At 62.3% G+C, this 19,144-nt stretch carries 19 protein-coding genes; 11 read left to right on the top strand and 8 right to left on the bottom strand.

The features are described 5' to 3' along the window. Positions 1-18 precede the first annotated feature (18 nt). Both G7009_RS23195 and G7009_RS23190 read right to left on the bottom strand, forming a co-directional pair. Positions 19-1,872, bottom strand: a complete 1,854-nt coding sequence (locus tag G7009_RS23195; RefSeq protein ID WP_181132435.1) for an Lnb N-terminal periplasmic domain-containing protein — start codon at positions 1,870-1,872, stop codon at positions 19-21. A gap of 77 nt (positions 1,873-1,949) precedes the next feature. Further along, entirely contained in the window at positions 1,950-2,438 is a 489-nt protein-coding gene (locus G7009_RS23190) for a DUF3015 domain-containing protein (protein WP_181132434.1), read from the bottom strand. Positions 2,439-2,689: 251 nt separating this feature from the next. On the opposite strand from G7009_RS23190, the gene G7009_RS23185 reads away from it, so the two are divergent. From G7009_RS23185 to G7009_RS23170, 4 genes are all read left to right on the top strand, one after another. Next, positions 2,690-5,128: a Lon protease family protein gene (locus G7009_RS23185; protein ID WP_181132433.1), complete on the top strand. Its 2,439-nt coding sequence runs from the start codon at positions 2,690-2,692 to the stop codon at positions 5,126-5,128. A gap of 159 nt (positions 5,129-5,287) precedes the next feature. Continuing rightward, positions 5,288-5,629, top strand: a complete 342-nt coding sequence (locus tag G7009_RS23180; protein WP_181132432.1) for a PA4575 family protein — start codon at positions 5,288-5,290, stop codon at positions 5,627-5,629. 102 nt (positions 5,630-5,731) lie between these two features. Further along, positions 5,732-6,220, top strand: coding sequence for a TIGR00645 family protein (locus G7009_RS23175; RefSeq protein WP_181132431.1), 489 nt, complete (start codon positions 5,732-5,734; stop codon positions 6,218-6,220). 82 nt (positions 6,221-6,302) lie between these two features. Next, positions 6,303-6,920, top strand: a complete 618-nt coding sequence (locus tag G7009_RS23170) for an FKBP-type peptidyl-prolyl cis-trans isomerase (RefSeq protein ID WP_181132430.1) — start codon at positions 6,303-6,305, stop codon at positions 6,918-6,920. 36 nt (positions 6,921-6,956) lie between these two features. On the opposite strand, the gene G7009_RS23165 is transcribed toward G7009_RS23170, so the two are convergent. The 3 genes from G7009_RS23165 to G7009_RS23155 form a co-directional block, all read right to left on the bottom strand. Continuing rightward, on the bottom strand, positions 6,957-7,202 hold the full coding sequence (locus G7009_RS23165) for a PA4570 family protein (RefSeq protein WP_181132429.1): 246 nt from the start codon (positions 7,200-7,202) through the stop codon (positions 6,957-6,959). A 134-nt stretch (positions 7,203-7,336) separates the two neighbouring features. Then, positions 7,337-7,675 carry a zinc ribbon domain-containing protein YjdM gene (locus G7009_RS23160; protein WP_181132428.1) on the bottom strand — a complete coding sequence of 113 codons (339 nt, stop codon included), beginning with the start codon at positions 7,673-7,675 and terminating at the stop codon, positions 7,337-7,339. A 94-nt stretch (positions 7,676-7,769) separates the two neighbouring features. After that, positions 7,770-8,738, bottom strand: coding sequence for a polyprenyl synthetase family protein (locus G7009_RS23155; protein WP_181132427.1), 969 nt, complete (start codon positions 8,736-8,738; stop codon positions 7,770-7,772). Between the two features lie 248 nt (positions 8,739-8,986). Here G7009_RS23155 and rplU point away from each other — a divergent pair, with 248 nt between their 5' ends. From rplU to G7009_RS23130, 5 genes are all read left to right on the top strand, one after another. After that, positions 8,987-9,298 carry a 50S ribosomal protein L21 gene (rplU, locus tag G7009_RS23150; protein ID WP_181132426.1) on the top strand — a complete coding sequence of 104 codons (312 nt, stop codon included), beginning with the start codon at positions 8,987-8,989 and terminating at the stop codon, positions 9,296-9,298. A 32-nt stretch (positions 9,299-9,330) separates the two neighbouring features. Next, positions 9,331-9,588, top strand: coding sequence for a 50S ribosomal protein L27 (rpmA, locus tag G7009_RS23145; protein WP_101316402.1), 258 nt, complete (start codon positions 9,331-9,333; stop codon positions 9,586-9,588). A 191-nt stretch (positions 9,589-9,779) separates the two neighbouring features. Next, positions 9,780-11,000, top strand: a complete 1,221-nt coding sequence (gene cgtA, locus G7009_RS23140) for an Obg family GTPase CgtA (RefSeq protein WP_181132425.1) — start codon at positions 9,780-9,782, stop codon at positions 10,998-11,000. Positions 11,001-11,074: 74 nt separating this feature from the next. Further along, positions 11,075-12,193 (top strand): glutamate 5-kinase, encoded by a 1,119-nt coding sequence (gene proB / locus G7009_RS23135; RefSeq protein WP_181132424.1) that lies wholly within the window; start codon positions 11,075-11,077, stop codon positions 12,191-12,193. Between the two features lie 53 nt (positions 12,194-12,246). Further along, positions 12,247-12,660 carry a CreA family protein gene (locus G7009_RS23130; protein WP_181132474.1) on the top strand — a complete coding sequence of 138 codons (414 nt, stop codon included), beginning with the start codon at positions 12,247-12,249 and terminating at the stop codon, positions 12,658-12,660. Between the two features lie 254 nt (positions 12,661-12,914). On the opposite strand, the gene mksF is transcribed toward G7009_RS23130, so the two are convergent. Genes mksF through mksB form a run of 3 tightly spaced genes read right to left on the bottom strand, consistent with a single transcriptional unit; the run spans position 12,915 to position 17,717 of the window. After that, the gene (mksF, locus tag G7009_RS23125) at positions 12,915-15,746 is read right to left on the bottom strand and encodes an Mks condensin complex protein MksF (RefSeq protein WP_181132423.1); all 2,832 of its coding nucleotides are present in this window, start codon (positions 15,744-15,746) and stop codon (positions 12,915-12,917) included. Beyond that, a complete protein-coding gene (gene mksE / locus G7009_RS23120) occupies positions 15,743-16,450 on the bottom strand; it encodes an Mks condensin complex protein MksE (protein WP_181132422.1) in 708 nt (235 codons plus the stop codon). Before mksE ends, mksF begins: the two co-directional genes overlap by 4 nt. Further along, positions 16,440-17,717 carry an Mks condensin complex protein MksB gene (mksB, locus tag G7009_RS23115; protein WP_181132421.1) on the bottom strand — a complete coding sequence of 426 codons (1,278 nt, stop codon included), beginning with the start codon at positions 17,715-17,717 and terminating at the stop codon, positions 16,440-16,442. Before mksB ends, mksE begins: the two co-directional genes overlap by 11 nt. A gap of 162 nt (positions 17,718-17,879) precedes the next feature. Between mksB and G7009_RS23110 the strand changes: the two genes are divergently transcribed. After that, positions 17,880-18,674, top strand: coding sequence for an energy transducer TonB (locus G7009_RS23110; RefSeq protein ID WP_181132420.1), 795 nt, complete (start codon positions 17,880-17,882; stop codon positions 18,672-18,674). Continuing rightward, positions 18,671-19,123 (top strand): ribosomal protein S18-alanine N-acetyltransferase, encoded by a 453-nt coding sequence (gene rimI, locus G7009_RS23105; protein WP_181132419.1) that lies wholly within the window; start codon positions 18,671-18,673, stop codon positions 19,121-19,123. The genes G7009_RS23110 and rimI overlap by 4 nt, the downstream gene beginning before the upstream one ends. The last annotated feature ends 21 nt before the right edge of the window (positions 19,124-19,144 follow it).

Below are 19,144 nucleotides of genomic sequence, written 5' to 3'. Positions count from 1 at the left end.
ATGACGACAGGTTCAATATCAGTAGTGGTACCACTTGAGCTCCAGCATCACCTCGTTCTGCGCCGAGGCCAGTTGGCTGAACTCACGCTTGGCGCTCAGTCGCAGGCCAAGGTCGCGATTGATCTCCCACTGCTGATTGAGGCTCAGGCTGCGGCGCACTTCGCCATTGGTGAAGTAATCGCCCTTGGCTTCCAGGCTCAGATTGCCCAGGCCGTTGCGCCACAGCAGGCCGCCATTGAAACCGGCTGCAGGGGCGATGAACTGCGCGAAGTCATTGTGATGCTCGACCCGCACGGTGCCCAATGCAAAACCGAGCAGGCCGTCGGCAAGCTCCCAGGTCCCGCCGGCCCCGCCGTTGACATGACTGACCAGGACTTCGTCGCCATGCTTGCCCGGCACCCGTTCCAGGCCGCCGGCGACCTGCCAGGACCAAGGTTGCAACAGGGCGTTGCGCGGTGTCAGTGAACGAATCGTGGCCAGGTCCAGCCGCTGCACTTGCCAGTCATTGCCCTCATACTGGCGCAGCTTGAGCTGAAGGATCTCGATCTGTGCGCCGAGGGGGAAGCCGTAGGCGTTGTCATTGAGGTCGTGATACGCCATGCGCAAGCCGTACTCGGCGAAGGCGCGGTCATCGCGCGAACCCACGCCCAATTGCCAGGTGCGCGACTGGTGGCCGTCTTCGGGCAGGCCAGGGCGTTCGATCTCCAACGGTGGCGGAGGATTGCGGTTGATCGCCCGCAGCAGCTCGAAGCTGCGCTGCGCCTGTTGCGGATCTCGTTCACGACCGGTTGCGCGATAGCGCTCCAGGCGGTAGGCGGCGTCCTGTACCAAGGCCTGACGGTCGCGGGGCAGTGACATAAAGTCGGGGCTTTGCAAGCGGTCGATATCGGCACTGACCGCCAACACCTGCTGCTGTTCGGCCTTGTCCAGCGGCTCTGCACGGGCCAGCAGCTCGCGCTCGCGTGACGGTCGGTAATGGGTGTTGGCGACCAGCCCCGATTGCTTGACCGCCTTCACCGTGTCGGTGGGGATCGCGGTCAACGGAAACTGTGACGTCAGGTCCAGGCCCGGACGGGCGACCTGAAGCAGTTCGAGCAGGCGGTACGAGCAGTTTTCGTCGAAGAAGAAATAGTCGAACTGGATCTGCTTGAGCTCCCAGACGTGCTCGACCATGCGTCCGGTCTCCTGGGGTGTGAGGTTCAGCTCGTACTCCCACAGGTCGCGGTTCTCCAGGCTGCGATATTCGGCCAGCTTTTCCTGGTAGGGCACCAGCGCGAACAGACCGGGATAACCACCCATCAGGCCTTTCCAGGCATAGAGGATGCTGTTGTCACTGCCTTCGATATAGGCCCCGAAGTTGATCGCATAGCTCAGCAGCGCGGTGTTGTTGCGCTGGGCGTCGATCTGGTCGATGCGCAACAAGGTGTGGCCGAACATCGAGGAGGGGCTGTTCAGGTAGGCGGCAGGAAACACCAGTACGGCGCTATGGGGCGAGACGTCCTTGTACCACTGGGTGTATTGCTGGCAGTCCGGCTGAGGCAGGTCGGTCAGTTGCAGTTGATCGCGCAACCAACGATTCCGTGCCGGGAAGACGCATTGGGCATGCTTGTCGCCCAGACTGGCAGGTGCATACAGCGCCTCTACCGTGGCTCGCAGTTCGCGAGCAGGGTGGTGTGCGCCGTCTTCTGCCAGGAAAAAGCGCTGGTCGTCCACATAACTGCGCCAACCGCCAAGCTTGCCGGTTTCGTAGTGACCCAGCGCGATCCAGTAGGGGGTGTTGGCCAGTTGCTCGAGTCGAGTTTCATCCGGCAGGGAAGCAGCGTGCAGCGGAGCGCAGGCGCAGAGCGCCAGATAGGCAAGGCGTTTGAGCATGTCGGGCAACTAAGTCTGGATGATGCCGAAAGGATAGCGAAATCCCGCCCCTGGTATCAGGGGCGGGGAGGCCGGGCTCAAGCCTCGGTGGCGTATTTGGCCAGGCGTGGGTCGGTTTTCAGGACTGCCAGGGTGTTGCCGTGAACGTCTTCGGCGGTAGCGTCTGCGCTGCTGAAGATTTCCTGGAAATGCTCGTGGGTGACCGCGGCGAAGTGCGCGCGATCTTCAGGGGCAACGCCGAGGACGACGGCGTAGGTGGTCAGGGCTTCGCCCTGGCCTTTGGCCATGTCTTCGGAAAGCTCGTTCATCATGCCGTTCATGGCGAACCAGGACTTGCCGCCATAGGTGAGCGACGCATTGGTCGAGCAGCCGTTGGTGCCGGAGGTCATGCCGAAGGTGGCGTTGCCGGAAGTACCGTTGGTGGTGGAAGCCAGGAAGTGAGCGGGCGTGCCGCGTTGGCCCTCGAACAGCATGTTGCCCCAGCCGCAATCCGGCCCGCCGGGCGCTTGCGCCATGGCGTTGAGGGAAACAACGGTGAACAGCGTACCCAGAAGAATCCGTTTCATAGCTTTGTTCTCGTTTTCATTGGACTTACCAAAGGTCAGGGTCTGGCAGTGCCATTGCCAGGTCGGGAAGGCGATCCGCTTCCCCGCGCAGTTTGGAGTTTAGGCACGATCCAAAGGTTGCGTTGCTTATTGCTAAAAATTACAGAAATTACTCATGACGTTGAATCGACATAAAGTCTGCTGGAACCTTGCAACCCGTGTGCAGGCGGCGCCAGAATGCTTTCATCCGCCCGCCGAAGTAAGGAAGCCCAATGCCCGATCCTGTCGCTGCGCGCTTGCGTCTTGCGCCTGAAGCCCTGACCCGGCGTTTTACCCCTGAGCAGTTTGCGTTTGCCAATACCGACGATCTGGAACCCTTCCGTGGAGTCCTGGGCCAGGAAAGAGCCGTCGAGGCCCTGCAATTCGGCGTGGCCATGCCGCGTCCCGGTTACAACGTGTATGTCATGGGCGAGCCCGGTACTGGGCGCTTCTCGTTCGTCAAACGCTACCTCAAGGCCGAGGGCAAGCGTCAGCAGACTCCGTCGGACTGGCTGTACGTCAACAACTTCGACGATCTGCGCGAGCCGCGCGCGCTCGAACTGTCTCCCGGTAGCGCTCAGGAGTTCACGGCCGATATGAACGGCCTGATCGACAACCTGTTGTCGACCTTTCCGGCAGTCTTCGAGCACCCTTCCTATCAGCAGAAGAAGAGCGCCATCGATCGTGCTTTCAACCAGCGCTACGACCGCGCCCTGGATGTGATCGAGCGCGTTTCGCTGGAGAAGGATGTAGCCCTCTACCGCGACAGCACGAATGTCGCGTTCACTCCGATGAGCGACGGCAAGGCCCTGGACGAAGCCGAATTCGCCCAGTTGCCCGAGGAGGTCCGCGAACGTTTCCATGATGACATCGCTGCCCTGGAGGAACGCCTGAACGAGGAACTCGCCAGCCTTCCCCAGTGGAAGCGCGAGTCCGGCAACCAGCTACGTCAGCTCAACGAAGAGACCATCACCCTGGCCCTGGAGCCGCTGCTGGCCCCGTTGTCGGAGAAGTACGCCGAGAACGCGGCTGTCTGCGCCTACCTGCAATCGATGCAGCTCAACCTGTTGCGCACCGTGGTCGAGCAACTGGTCGATGACAGCAAGACCGATGCCGTGGCGCGCAAGGTGCTGGAGGAGCAGTACGCGCCAAGCCTGGTCGTCGGCCATCCCGCCAGCGGCGGAGCCCCGGTGGTGTTCGAGCCGCATCCTACCTATGACAATCTGTTCGGCCGCATCGAGTACAGCACCGACCAGGGTGGGCTTTACACCTCCTACCGGCAACTGCGCCCGGGTGCGCTGCATCGAGGCAACGGCGGATTCCTGGTGCTCGAGGCCGAGAAGATGCTGAGCGAGCCTTTTGTCTGGGATGCGCTCAAGCGCGCCCTGCAGTCGCGCAAGCTGAAGATGGAATCGCCGCTCGGCGAGCTGGGTAGGGTGGCTACCGTCTCCCTGACCCCACAGATGATCCCGCTCAACGTCAAGCTGGTCATCGTCGGCTCGCGGCAGCTCTACTACGCCCTACAGGACCATGATCCGGACTTCCAGGAGATGTTCCGGGTGCTGGTGGACTTCGACGAAGACATGCCGATGCTCGACGAAAATCTCGAGCAGTTCGCGCAGTTGCTGCGCACGCGTACCAACGAAGAAGGCATGGCGCCGCTGACGTCCGACGCCGTCGCGCGCTTGGCCACCTACAGCGCCCGCCTGGCCGAGCACCAGGGACGTCTGTCGGCGCGTATAGGAGACCTGTTCCAGTTGGTCAGCGAGGCGGACTTCATCCGTCAACTGGCGGGTGACGAGATGACCGACGCCGGTCATATCGAGCGCGCCCTCAAGGCCAAGGCCACGCGTACCGGTCGGGTTTCGGCCCGCATCCTCGATGACATGCTTGCAGGCATCATCCTCATCGATACCGACGGCGCGGCCATCGGCAAGTGCAACGGGCTGACCGTGCTCGAAGTCGGTGATTCGGCCTTTGGCGTACCCGCCCGGATCTCCGCCACCGTGTACCCGGGCGGCAGCGGCATCGTCGACATCGAGCGTGAGGTCAACCTGGGCCAGCCCATTCACTCAAAAGGCGTGATGATCCTCACCGGTTACCTTGGCAGTCGCTATGCCCAGGAATTCCCCCTGGCGATCTCGGCCAGTATCGCCCTGGAGCAGTCCTATGGTTACGTGGACGGTGACAGCGCGTCACTGGGCGAGGTGTGCACGTTGATCTCGGCCTTGTCCAAGACGCCGCTCAAGCAATGCTTTGCCATCACCGGCTCGATCAATCAGTTTGGCGAAGTCCAGGCCGTGGGCGGGGTCAACGAGAAGATCGAAGGCTTCTTCCGGCTGTGCGAAGCGCGGGGTCTGACAGGCGAGCAGGGCGTGATCATTCCGAAGGCCAACGTCACTACCCTCATGCTCGACGAGCGTGTCCTGCAAGCGGTGGAAGCGGGGCGCTTCCACGTCTATGCCGTCAGCCAGGCTGACGAGGCGCTGAGTCTGCTGGTGGGCGAGGATGCCGGTGCGCCCGACGACAAGGGCGAATTCCCAGAAGGCAGCGTCAACGCCCGCGTGGTCGAGCGTCTCAGCGCCATTGCCGAGATGGTCAGCGAGGAAGACATCAAGGAGGCGGAAAAGGAACGACTGGAAGACATGGTGGCTCAGGCGAAACCTGTTTAAGCCAATAAACCGGCGGTGACGGCCAAGTGCTACCGCTCAGCGCCGGTTTTCCATCTTTTTCGTCTGTCATCTATGCTGGAATGAGGACGTTTATCGGGCTTCAGGATGGAAACGGCTTGCCGGGCAGGCCGAACAAGGCACTACATAGGGGATGTCGCCATGTCGCGCAACCTCAGCCTCACTCGTCAATGCCTGGACCTGGTGACCCGCATTGAATGCAGCATTCGTCCATTGGCCGGCGATACCGGCATGTGGACCTTGTTGTTCGCCGCCGGCATGGCGGGAGAGCAACCTTCGGCCATCAAGGCTCAGGGACCTTTTCACGGCCCGCTCGTCGCGGAGTCCGTCCTCAATGCCATCGTCGACAGCCTTACCTTGCACGGGTACAACGTGGCCGACGATCCTCAGATATGGTGTTTGCACCTGCAAGCACAGTTGCGCCGCATCAACGGTGAACGCGCGCGTAACCTGGGTGATTACCAGTTCCATCCGGAGACCTGATGCATCCCGTTGCCTGCGGCGCCGTGCCGCAGGCTTTTGCTGTCACGGGGGGCTGGCTATACTCGCGCTCGCTGTTTAGCCACCTGATGAGTCCTTATCTCCATGGAACGTTTCTTCGAAAACGCGATGTATGCCTCGCGCTGGCTGCTCGCTCCGATCTATTTCGGTCTCTCGCTGGGCCTGCTGGCACTGGCACTCAAGTTCTTCCAGGAAGTCGTGCATGTTCTGCCGAACGTCTTCGCGCTAAGCGAAGCCGACCTGATCCTGGTGATCCTTTCGCTGATCGACATGTCGTTGGTCGGCGGTCTGCTGGTGATGGTGATGTTCTCCGGCTACGAGAACTTCGTCTCTCAACTGAATATCGACGACAGCAAGGAAAAACTCAACTGGCTGGGCAAGATGGACTCGTCTTCGCTGAAGATGAAAGTCGCGGCCTCGATCGTGGCGATCTCCTCCATCCACCTGCTCCGGGTATTCATGGATGCGCAGAACATCTCGACCGAATACCTGATGTGGTACGTGATCATCCACATGACCTTCGTGGTTTCCGCTTTCGCCATGGGTTACCTGGACAGGATCACCAAGCACTGATCCACTACACCGCAATATGCTAGGCTGCTCGCCCTTTTCACAAAGGGCGCAGTAGTCGTGCGTCCTGCAGCGGAGCAAGCAAATGTCCGAACTCAACCTGTCTACCGACGAATCCCGCGTCAGCTACGGCATCGGTCGCCAACTCGGTGGCCAGCTACGTGACAACCCGCCACCGGGCGTTAGCCTGGAAGCCATCCTGAGCGGTCTGACCGATGCCTTCAATGGCCAGGAAAGCCGTGTCAGCGAAGCCGACCTGTCGGCCAGCTTCAAGGTCATCCGTGACATCATGCAGGCAGAAGCTGCCGCCAAGGCCGAAACCGCCGCTGCGGTCGGCAAGGAATTCCTGGCCGAGAACGGCAAGCGCGAAGGCATCGTCACCCTGGCGTCGGGCCTTCAGTACGAAGTGCTGACCGCAGGTGAAGGCGCCAAGCCGACCCGTGAAGACCAAGTCCGCACGCACTATCACGGCACCCTGGTGGACGGCACCGTGTTCGACAGCTCCTACGAACGTGGCCAGCCTGCCGAATTCCCGGTAGGTGGCGTGATCGCTGGCTGGACCGAAGCCCTGCAACTGATGAATGCCGGCAGCAAATGGCGCCTGTACGTGCCGAGCGAACTGGCCTACGGTGCCCAGGGCGTCGGCAGCATCCCGCCACACAGCGTCCTGGTGTTCGACGTCGAGCTGCTGGACGTTCTGTAAGGTTTCACAAGCGTGGGGCGCAATTGCCCCGCGTTTTCAATGCCAGTCGGTACCGCCAGGGCGCAATGCCCGGGCATAACAGAATAGAAACAGGTTGCGCACCAGCTCCTTGAGCACGACGGGCTCGCTGGAGTTCAAGCCGCTGAGGTCCAGGTCACCCTGGTCGCGCAGCTCATCCAGGGCATCCTCCTCGAGTACGGCGCAGACATCGCCGGTCTCGCGATGAAGGATGCGCAGGTAAGGGTGGGGGCGGTCAAGCCAGGCGTCGATCAGATAAGTCATGGCTATTCTCCTTGGAAGCGACTCCGTTGAGAATAATTCTTATTATCAAAATAGCAAGCGTCTATTGCTGGTTTTTCGCGAACGGCTCGACGAGTATTCGCCTGAAGCAGCGATGACCGCGGCCGTCGACACCGTCAGACCTTGCGCACGAACTCGGATTTGAGCTTCATCGCGCCAATCCCGTCGATCTTGCAATCGATGTCGTGATCGCCCTCGCACAGGCGGATGTTCTTGACCTTGGTACCGACCTTGACCACCAGCGACGAGCCTTTGACCTTGAGGTCCTTGATTACCGTGACGGTATCGCCATCCTGAAGGACATTGCCGACGGCATCCTTCTTCACCACGTCATCGCTCGCGGCCTCGGCTTCAGTGACCGACCATTCGTGGGCGCATTCCGGGCAGACCAGCTGGGAGCCGTCCTCATAGGTATATTCGGAATTGCATTTGGGGCAGGGTGGCAGCGTGCTCACAGGGGTTCCTCAAGACAAGCGGATAAAGCCCACATTGTATAGGGTTTTAGCTGTCGAGGGGGAGCGGGCCCGCCATGAGGTCGGGCCGGGGGAATCAGTGAGTGCGGGCGACCGCGAACTCGCTGAGCTCGATGAGGGCATCGCGGTACTCGCTGGCCGGGAGAGCTTCCAGGCAGCCGATGGCACGGGCCACGTAGTCACGTGCCAGATGCGCGGTGTAGTCGAGGGCGCCGGAGGTCTCGACGGCTGCACGAATGCTCTCGAGGTCCTCGATGCCGCCTTTCTGGATCGCCTGGCGAACCAGTGCGGCCTGCTCGGCGGTGCCTTCACGCATGGTGTAGATCAGCGGCAGCGTCGGTTTGCCCTCGGCCAGATCATCGCCGACATTCTTGCCCAGGGTCTGCGAATCGCCCTTGTAGTCGAGCAGGTCGTCGACCAGCTGGAAGGCCACGCCCAGATGATCGCCGAAGGTGCGCAAGGCCTCGCGCTGCTCGGCGCTGGCATCGGCCAGGGCGGCGGCGCTGTGGGTCGAGGCTTCGAACAGCATGGCAGTCTTGCCGCGGATCACTTCCATGTAGACGTCTTCGGTGGTGCTGGCGTCGCGTACACGAGACAGCTGCAGCACTTCGCCCTCGGCGATTACCCGAGTGGCCCTGGACAGGATCTGCATGACCGGCATGGAGCCGAGCTCGACCATCATCTCGAACGAGCGCGAATACAGGAAGTCGCCGACCAGCACGCTCGGCGCATTGCCCCACAGGGCATTGGCGGTGGAGCGACCACGGCGCATGCCGGACATGTCGACCACGTCGTCATGGAGCAGGGTGGCGGTGTGCAGGAACTCGATGGTTGCCGCCAGCAGGCGCAGGTCGTCGCCTTCGCGGCCCAGGGCCTTGCCGCAGAGCAGTACCAGCAGGGGGCGCAGCCGCTTGCCACCGGCCGACGTGATATAGTCGCCGATCTTCGATACCAGCGGCACGCGCGAGGTCAGCTGTTTCTTGATGATCTCGTCGACGGCGCTGAAATCTTCAGCTACCGCGCGGTAGAAAGCTTGGGGTTGCATCGGCTACTCCATTGGGGTTGCGCGGCATGCTAGGTCGCGGGTCCCGGTGTGTCAAGGCGCGGTGCCCGCCGGGCCCTGCCGGGACTTGCAAGCCCTGGGCGCCTTGCGTACAATCGCGCACCCTGAACTTCCCTGGGCATCACCTGCCTTACGCAATTGCACCGGGCCGTTCCAGCCCTATGCAGCCATGCCAGCCACTACCCTTACTTATAAAGAGCTGGGTGAGCAGGATTATCGGAGAAATACCCATGTACGCAGTAATTGTTACCGGTGGCAAGCAGTACAAAGTCGCCGAAGGTGAATACCTGAAGATCGAAAAGCTGGAAGTCGCCACTGGCGAATCCGTGACTTTCGACCGTGTTCTGCTGGTCGCCAACGGTGACGACGTGAACATCGGCGCTCCAGTCGTTGCCGGCGCTACCGTTGTGGCTGAAGTCGTGTCGCAAGGCCGTCACGATAAAGTGCGCATCATCAAGTTCCGTCGCCGTAAGCACCACATGAAGCGTATGGGCCACCGCCAGTGGTTCACCGAGATCAAAATCACCGGTATTCAGGCTTAATCGCCTAAATCCAATTTTTGGAGAATTGAACCATGGCACATAAAAAGGCTGGTGGTAGTACTCGTAACGGTCGCGACTCAGAATCCAAACGCCTTGGCGTGAAGATGTATGGCGGCCAGGTCATCAAGGCCGGCAACATCATCGTCCGCCAGCGCGGCACCCAGTTCCACGCCGGCTACGGCGTTGGCATGGGCAAGGATCACACCCTGTTCGCCAAGATCGAAGGCGTGATCAAGTTCGAGAAGAAAGGCGAGTTCAACCGCCGTTACGTAAGCGTCGTCGCGGGCTAATCGCGCTGTCGCTGGAAAAGCCCCGTCATGCGACGGGGCTTTTTCGTTTGTGGTGAGTCTCTCGCAAAGCTGTTTGCATGGGCTGCCGGCACCGGATTGTTCGGTCGTTGACGGGGGTCGCCGCGCTCATTTTTGCAAGAGCCTTATGTCTTTGTGTCACTCAGCTCGTCACTTGGCGAGAGGCGGTTTTTATGAAGTTTGTTGACGAAGTATCGATCAAAGTCAAAGCCGGTGACGGCGGTAACGGTTGCATGAGCTTCCGTCGCGAGAAATTCATCGAGAACGGTGGCCCCAACGGTGGTGATGGCGGCGACGGTGGCTCGGTGTACATGATCGCCGACGAAAACCTCAACACGCTGGTCGATTACCGGTATACCCGGCACTTCGAAGCCCAGCGTGGCGCCAACGGCGGCAGCACCGACTGCACCGGCAAGAAGGGTGACGAGCTGGTCCTGCGTGTGCCGGTGGGTACCACGGTGATCGATGCGTCCACCCAGGAAGTGATCGGCGACCTGGTCAAGGCCGGGCAGAAGCTGATGGTCGCCCAAGGCGGCTGGCACGGCCTGGGCAATACCCGATTCAAGTCCAGTACCAACCGCGCGCCGCGCCAGACCACCCCAGGCAAGCCGGGTGATCAGCGTGACCTCAAGCTCGAGCTGAAGGTCCTCGCCGATGTCGGTCTGCTCGGTCTGCCCAATGCCGGCAAGAGCACCTTCATCCGCGCGGTTTCGGCAGCCAAGCCGAAGGTCGCCGACTACCCGTTCACGACCCTGGTGCCGAACCTGGGCGTGGTCAGCGTCGATCGCTGGAAGAGCTTCGTCATCGCCGACATTCCGGGCCTGATCGAAGGCGCATCCGAAGGTGCCGGCCTGGGTATCCGCTTCCTCAAGCACCTGGCGCGTACCCGCCTGCTGCTGCACCTCGTGGATCTCGCGCCGCTGGACGAAAGCAGCAGCGCCGATGCCGCCGAAGTCATCGTCAACGAATTGGTGCGTTTCAGCCCGGCGCTGGCTGACCGTGATCGCTGGCTGGTCCTGAACAAGACCGACATGCTGATGGACGACGAGCGTGACGAGCGCGTCAAGGAAGTGGTCGAGCGCTTGCAGTGGGAAGGTCCGGTCTACGTGATCTCGGCCATCTCCAAGCAGGGCACCGACAAACTCAGCCACGACATCATGCGCTACCTCGAGGATCGCGCCGACCGCCTGGCCAATGACCCGGCCTACGCCGCGGAGCTGGCCGAGCTCGATCAGCGCATCGAGGACGAGGCGCGTGCCCAGCTCCAGGCGCTGGACGATGCTCGCACCCTGCGCCGCAGCGGCGTGAAGAGCGTGCACGACATCGGCGACGATGACGATTGGGATGACGAGGACGACGAAGACGGTCCGGAAATCATTTACGTGCGCGACTGACCGGTTGCAGTACACTGAACGCCGCTCTCCAGAGCGGCGTTTTGGTATCTACAGATCGACATAGGTTGAAGAAGATGCGGAGCAAGGTGACAGGCGCGCGGCGTTGGGTCGTGAAGATCGGTAGCGCCCTCCTGACAGCGGATGGCAAGGGTCTGGACCGGGCGGCCATGGCCGTTTGGGTCGAACAGATGGTGGCGTTGCGCGAGGCGGGTGTCGAGTTGGTGCTGGTGTCCTCCGGGGCAGTGGCGGCGGGCATGAGTCAATTGGGCTGGGCCAAGCGACCGAGCGCGATGAACGAGTTGCAGGCGGCCGCCTCGATCGGTCAGATGCGTCTGGTACAAGCCTGGGAGTCCAGCTTCGGCGAGCACGGCAAGCACACCGCGCAGATTCTCCTCACCCACGACGACCTGTCCGATCGCAAGCGTTATCTCAACGCCCGCAGCACCCTGCGCACCTTGGTCGATCTGGGGGTCGTGCCGGTCATCAACGAGAACGATACCGTGGTCACCGACGAGATCCGTTTTGGTGACAACGATACGCTGGCGGCGCTGGTGGCCAATCTCGTCGAAGCCGACCTGCTGGTCATCCTCACCGACCGCGACGGCATGTTCGACGCCGACCCGCGCAACAATCCCGATGCCGAGCTGATCTTCGAGGCCCGTGCCGATGACCCCGCCCTCGACGCCGTTGCCGGCGGCACCGGTGGCGCGCTGGGGCGTGGCGGCATGCAGACCAAGCTGCGCGCGGCACGCCTGGCAGCCCGTTCGGGCGCGCACACCATCATCATCGGCGGGCGCATCGAGCGCGTCCTTGATCGCCTGAAGGCAGGCGAGCGCCTGGGTACCCTGCTGTCGCCGGAGCGCGGCATGATCGCGGCGCGCAAGCAGTGGCTCGCCGGGCACTTGCAGACCCGCGGCACCCTGGTGCTCGATGCCGGTGCGGTGCAGGCCTTGCGCGAGGCCAACAAGAGCCTGTTGCCGGTTGGCGTCAAGACCGTGCAAGGCAGCTTCCGTCGCGGCGAGATGGTGGTCTGCGTCGATCCCCAAGGGTATGAGGTCGCGCGCGGCCTGGCCAACTACAGTGCCCTGGAGGCACAGAAGATCATTGGCCAGCCATCGGATGCCATCGAAAGCCTGCTCGGCTACAGCGCCGAGCCGGAGCTGATCCATCGTGACAACCTGGTCCTGGTCTGAGGAAGACAGCCGTGCTGAAGAGCGTATTAGCCGTTGCCGCATTAGCGTTGCCGATGCTGGCGGGTGCCGAAGAGATCGGCCGGGTTTCGACCGTTTTCAAGATGGTGGGGCCCAACGACCGCATCGTCGTCGAAGCATTCGATGACCCCAAGGTCGAAGGCGTGACCTGCTACCTGTCGCGTGCCAAGACCGGCGGGCTGAAGGGTGGCCTGGGCCTGGCCGAAGACCGCGCCGAAGCTTCCATCGCCTGCCGTCAGGTCGGACCGATCAGCTTCAAGGGCGAGCTGCGCGATGGCGACGAAGTGTTCAAGGAGCGTACCTCGCTGGTATTCAAGACCATGCAGGTGGTGCGCTTCCTCGACAAGAAGCGCAACACCCTGGTCTATCTCGTGTACAGCGATCGTTTGATCGAAGGCAGTCCGCAGAATGCGGTGACGGCCATACCGATCCTGCCCTGGGCGCAGTGACGCCCTTGTAGGAGCTGGCTTGCCGGGACGCCTGCGATCGAGCCAAAGGCTCGCCTGGCAATGAAGAATGCTCGCCCAGCACGATAGTCGTGGATGCATTGAATGCAGGCGACCGGCGTAACCACAACTATCAGGGTGAGAAGAGCTTCAGCGTTGCCAAGCGAGCCTTTCAGGCTCGATCGCAGGAGTCAGCTCCTACAAGGCGGAGCAGCGCAAGCTGATTGATCCTTGGCAGTCCGGCGCACCTTGAGGCATCAAGCTGAGACCACTTCCTCCTTGCGCTCGACCACCTCTGCCTCATCTTCCCGCCGGCTGATGAACTTCCAGTCCGCCTCGTCGATGTAGATCCCGTTCGGCCCGCTTCCGCCTTCCAGGTCGATGGCCACCTTGGCCGAGACCTGCGGCTTGACGCTCGCCAGGATCGGCACGAAGCCGAGCTGCTGACTGGTTTCCAGCAGCGCGGCCTGGTTGCGTTCGTCGATATCGGCCGCTTCGTCGAGGTAGTAGGGCAGGCGGATACGCCCGGCCTGGTCGCGGTCCATCAGGTGCAGCAACAGGTACATGTTGGTCAGCGCCTTGATGGTCATGGTGGTGCCATTGGAGGCAGCGCCGTCGATATCGGTGTGGATCACCGGCTGGCCGTTGACCTTGGTGATCTCGAACGCGAGTTCGAACAGTTCCTTCAAGCCCAGTTGATTGTGGTTGGCCGCGACCAGTCGCGCCAGGTACTCCTTGGCTTCTTCGTTGCGGTTGTCCTGCTCGGCACTCTGGCTCAGGTCGAACACCGACAACGTCTGGCCTTCTTCGTACTGACCGGCGCTGTGGATGATCTGGTCGATGTGCTTGAGCGCTTCCTTGTTGGGCGCCAGGACGATGCGGAAGCTCTCCAGGTTGGAGACCTGACGCTTGTTGATCTCCCGGTTGAACAAGGCCAGCTGGTGTTCGAGGCTGTCGTAGTCGCTGCGGATGTTGCGCAAGGTTCGGGCAATGTCGGTGACTGCCGCGCGGCGTGCCTTGGCCAGGGTCAGGGCCTCGTCGGTACGGTGCGCATAGGCGTTGATCAACAGCTGCAGGCGACGCTCCATATCCTCTTCGTTGTCGAACTTGGCCACGCCCTTGAGGCGTACCTGGGCATACAGCGCTTCGATCTGGTTATCGACGCGTTGCAGGCTCTGCCAGCTGTCCTGGTAGTCATTGAGCAGGGGCAGCAGGTTGTCCATCGAGTCATCCACGGCCTCCATGAACGGTGTACCGAAAGGCAGATCCGCCGGCAGCAGCTGACGACGACGCAATGCATCGTCAAGCGTGCGCTGCCTGGCCTCGAGTTCGGCAATCTGACGGTTGACCAACTGCAACTTGGCGGACAGCTGCTGCACGCGCTCGGTGAAGGCATCGCTGGAGCGCTTGAGCTCGTCCTGGGCCGCCTCCAGTTGCGCGAGCTGTTCGAGTTTGTCCGGCTCCTCGGCGTGCAGGGTCTGGGCGCGACGGAAGTCTTCCAAAGCTTTCTGGGCATCCAGCACCTGCTGGTAGAGGGCCTCGGTTCGTTCCTTGCTGGCGCTGCGGTCGGCCGTCACGGCCTGCTGGGCCTTGAGCTGCTTGAGCTCTTTTTCCAGGCGCTCCTTCTGCTCGCGCAGGGCGGCGCGGTCCGCCAGGGCCTGCAGTGCCGGTGGCTCGATCTGCGACAGGTCGATCAACAGGCCCGGCACCTCGAAGCGTTCGCCCTTGAAACCGTCGAGCACCTTTTCGAGGGATTTCACCCACAGGCCGCTGTCATCCAGCCCGATGCCCTGCTCACCCAGAGGCAAGCTGAACAAGGCCCCATTGAACAGGCGCATCAGGCGCTCCACATCCTGCTGCGAAAACTCTTCGCGCAAGCGGGCATAGCTGTTGTTGTCGGCATGGTCGAGTTGCTGCCTGACCGTTTTCAAGCGCCTTTCCAGCTCGGCCAGACGCTCGTCGAGGTCCTCTGCCGAAAACTGCCGGGATTGTGCCAGCGCGCCTGCCAGCTCATCGTGGGCGTCCTTGGCCGCCAGCAACTGCTGCTCCAGGACCTTGACGTCGTCGACCAGCGCGAAACGATGCTTGAGCACGGACAGCTCGCCCAGCCAGCGCTGAATACCGGTCATCTCGCGCTCCAGGCGCATCAATTCCTGAGTGCCGCTGCGCTGGTTGTTCTGCAGGCCGTCCTGCTCGCGTTGATAATGCTCGACCTGAATGAGCAGCTCTTCCTTGCGCGCCAAGGCATAGTCCTGCCAAGTGCCGAGCAGATTATCGAGCAAGGGCGAAATACGGTGCAGTTTGCCGCGCAGGATATCGCGCTGGGCCACGCCGCCAGCCAAGGCTTCGACCAGCGGGCCGGCGCCGACCAGCGCGTTGTAGTCCTGCTCCATGCGACGCACGTCGCGGAAAGCTTCCTCGCAGGCGGCGATGTAGTCGACGCTGCCCGAACGCAGGCTGTGCTCGAAGGCATCGAGGAACAGCTGCTTGAGCTTGGCCGCAGTGATCTCACGCATGTGCAGCAGGTTGATGAACAGCGCGCGGAAGGTCTTCAGGCTCTGCTCGCTGGTCGAGCGCAGCGGGATCAGCGTCAGGTCCAGGGGCACGGAAGTATGACCGCCGACCAGCAGGCGCCGCAGTTCGTCGGGCTTGAGCTCATAGGCCTTCAGGCCGTTACGCTCCAGGTTGGCGAACAGCTCCTTCTGGCGCAGGCAGCTGTCGTCCTTTTGATAGTGCGCCAGGTCCAGCTCGCCGGCGTAAGCGAAGAATTGATGGCCGAAGCCGCCACCAGGGCCACGGCCGACCACGCCGATCACGTGCGGGCCGTGAGGCAGGTGGACCTCGCAGAGGATGTAGCTGGTATCACTGGCGAAGTAGAAGCGTCGGGACTGTTCCAGGCTGTACTTGCCGAAGCTCATGTCCGACATGCGCGCCAGGATGGGGAACTGCAAGGCATTGATCGAGGCAGACTTGCCCAGATTGTTCGCGCCGTAGACCGACAGCGGATGCTCCAGGGGAAACAGGCCAAGGCTGTAGCCCGCCGTGTTGAGCAGTGCGAAGCGGCGGATACCGTAGCGTTCCTGGCTCATGCATCAATCTCCTGTTGCTCTTCGCGGATGGCTCGGGCCAAGGCCTCTTCTTCTGTTTCTTCGGTGGCGAAAGCGTCCAGGGCGAGCGGAGCGCCGCCGTCGAGCATGTCGTCCAGGCCATCCTGTTCGGCCAGCGCCGGTATCGGCAGCGGCAGGTCGCTGTGCAGGGTGGCCGCGAGATCGCGGTCCTGCTGCACCGACAGGCACACATCGAGAAAGCGGTGCATCGGCGGCAGGAATCGGTAGATACCGTTTTCCTCGTGGGCGAAACCCAAGTGGGTCATGCGTCGCAGGATCTTTTCTTCCAGCTCGTCGGACGTCTGCACCTCGGCCTGGATGAACAGGTCGCGGTACTTCTCCAGCAACGAAGGCAGTTCGTCGCGGCCGAGGCTGCCGCCATCGAGCACGGCTATCGGGTCGCGGCCCTGGTCGGCCAGGTGCTCCACCAGGATGAAGGTGAACAGCGACAGGCGCTGGGCCGTCTTGTTGACCTGTGCCGCCACCTGGTCGGGGACGAAGTAGTAGAAGCCGCGAGTGTCGCAGACCAGCTCGAAGCCCAGAGCCTTGAACAGGGTGCGGTACTGGTCCTGGAAGTTGGACAGCTGGGCATACAGTTCCGGGTCGCGGCGACTGATATGAAAGCCCTTGAACAGCTCACGGAAGATCGGTGCGAGCTGTGGCAGTTCGGAAAGATCAAGATGCATGGACTGGGCTCGCGTTAGAGGCAGGCGATGTTTCGCGGCTGGACGCCAGGGCAAAGGAGCGCAGGCTGACCAGATGTTCCTGAGTGAGATAGTCGCGACGCTCCAGGCGCTCGCGCTTGAAGCGCTTCTCGCGGGAGAGTCGCGAGAACCAGTACAGCAACTCGTCGGTGGCGCCTTCCGGCTCCTGCTCCAGCAGCCAGACCATCAGGTCGGGCAGGGGCAGGGCATCCTCGCAGCGTTCGAGCATTTCCTTGACCGTGCGTGGCGCTCGCGTCGAGGCATCCTTGTCGCTCTTGTGAGCCTTGGGGAAACGCGCGGGCTTGGGCTCGAAGCGGGCCAGCGCATAGACATAGGCCTCGACCTGACTGGCGCTGCCAAGGAAAGTGCTCTGCGGACGGGTGAACAGTGGCAGGGCCGCTTGCGGTATGGCGTCCAGCCCCTTGCGGCGTATCACCGACAGCGCCAGCGCCGCGCCACGGGTCACGGCGTTGTGGCGACGCGCTTCCTCGCGCAACGGAAGCAGAAGCTCGCGCGCATGGCGCAAGGTCAACTGGGCGCTGGTCTGCATTTCGAGAATGCGCGCATGGGTGCGCAAGAGCATGTCGTCGTCTACCAATTGCCCCAGGCGCGCCTGCTCGCCAAGCAAGCGCAACAACACGGTCTCGGCCTTGCGCACGCCCTGCTCGAAGGCGCCATCGGCATTGACCAGCTGGATCATCGGCTCGACGTATTCGTCCCAGGTCGCCAGAACCTCCGCGTAGCGCTGGCGCAGCGGAATCTGGCGATTGCTGGTCTTGGCGCGCTCGGCCACGGCGACCAACGCCTGCTCGTCATTGTCGAGCTTCTTCAGCACGTCCCGCACGCGCATGTCGAGCAGGCGCAGCTGACGCGCCAGATCATCGCTGTCACGGTTGTCGAAGGCATCCTGGATGTGTCCCGCCAGGCGTTCGAGGTGACGCAGGTAGGCTTCGATCTCCAGGCACAGGCCCAGGCGGTGCTCCCGGCGCAGGTAGGCAAGGAAATCGTGGATCTGCGCGTTCAGCTCGAAGCGGTTCGGGCTCTTGGCGACGGGTACCAGGATGTCCAGGCGAATCCACACATCGAGCAGTTGGGTGATTTCCTGCGGGGTGCTTTCCAGTCGCTGCCGGGCCAGCTGCAGGCGCAGCTCGACCAGGCTCAAGGTGCCCTGGTCGAAGCGCTCGCACAGCGGCTCGAGCAGGGCCCAGTGTTCGGCTAGGGCGCGCAGGACGCGCTTGGGTTCGATCATTGGCGGGTCGACTCATTGCCAAATAAAAGCGAGGATTGTACTGCATCGGATGGGTAGGGTTTGACCCTTGATCTGCTTCGAAGAGTTTCTACAGATCAACAGCGGCATGTCCGGCGCGAGGACGGTAGAATAGCCGACTGACTTTCCCCGGATGACCGTGCCTTGCTGATCGAGTCCCGCCGCCGCGCCTACCTCAATGCCATGCAAGTGGTGCACTGGCTGCCGCGCGCCGAATTGCCGTTCGCCGCGCCCTCGCGTCCGGAGCTGCTGCTGCCGGTAGCGCCCGTGGAGCCGATCGAGTTCGAGGCGCGACCGCAGGCGCCCGCGACCCCCCAGTTACCGTCCCCGGTGCAGGCACGCTCCGGTGAGCGACCCAAGATCGAGATTCCCCGTCCGGCCAGCCAGCCGAAAGCCAGCGACAAGCCCGCCGCAGCCGATGCCGAGGCTCCCGCTACCGCCGCGCGAAACGCACAGGTGCCGCCGCCGCGTTTCGCGTTGCAATTGCTGCGCGCCGGGCGCTGCCTGCTGCTGGTCGAATTGGCGACCGGCCAACCGTTCCAGAGCCGCGACCCGTCCTACCTGCTGCTCAAGGACATGTTGCGCGCCGCCGGCCTGCCTGACAGCCCGCAGATCATCGGCGAGCCGGTGCGCTGGCCACTGCTGATGCGCGGCAATCTGGACCAGGGGCCTGATGCCGCGCGTGATTTCGTCCAGGGATTCATTCAGGCGCGACTGGAAGAAGCGCCTTGTACCTGTCTTTGGCTGATCGGCCTGCCGGCGATGCGTTTTGCCGGGCAGGCCGGGGAAGACGCCTACTACCGCGAACTGTCGGTGCAAGGCCTGGGCGATGCCTGGGCCCTGCCTGGCCTTGAACTGTTGATGGACGAGCCGCAGCGCAAGGCGGACGTCTGGCAAGCGATGCGCCGGCTGATGGCGCGCTGGAAACCCGCAGAATGAGTGACTCGATCAGTTTCCGCCCGATGACCGAGGCGGATCTGGATGCCGTGCTGAAGATCGAATACGCCGCCTTCAGTCATCCCTGGACGCGGGGCATCTTCCTCGATGGGCTCAAGTCGTATGAAATCTGGTTGATGTTCGAGGGCGAGCAACAAGTCGGCCATGGGGTGATCAATGTGATCATCGACGAGGCCCATCTGCTCAACATCACCGTCAAGCCGGAGAGCCAGGGCCAAGGTCTCGGCCTGCGCCTGCTGGAACACCTGATGAGTCGCGCCTATGCGCTCAATGGACGGGAATGCTTCCTGGAAGTGCGCGCCAGCAACCAATCGGCCTATCGTTTGTATGAGCGTTACGGATTCAATGAAGTCGGCCGGCGTCGGGACTACTACCCAATGGCCGGCGGGCGCGAAGATGCCCTGGTGATGGCCTGTACCCTGTTCGATTAGGGTGTGACCCTGAGGGGCGCA

It is taken from the genome of Pseudomonas capeferrum (assembly GCF_013523055.1).
Lineage (GTDB): Bacteria > Pseudomonadota > Gammaproteobacteria > Pseudomonadales > Pseudomonadaceae > Aquipseudomonas > Aquipseudomonas capeferrum_A.
Note: the sequence above shows the minus strand (reverse complement) of the source record. Positions and strands in the feature narration are given on the sequence as shown.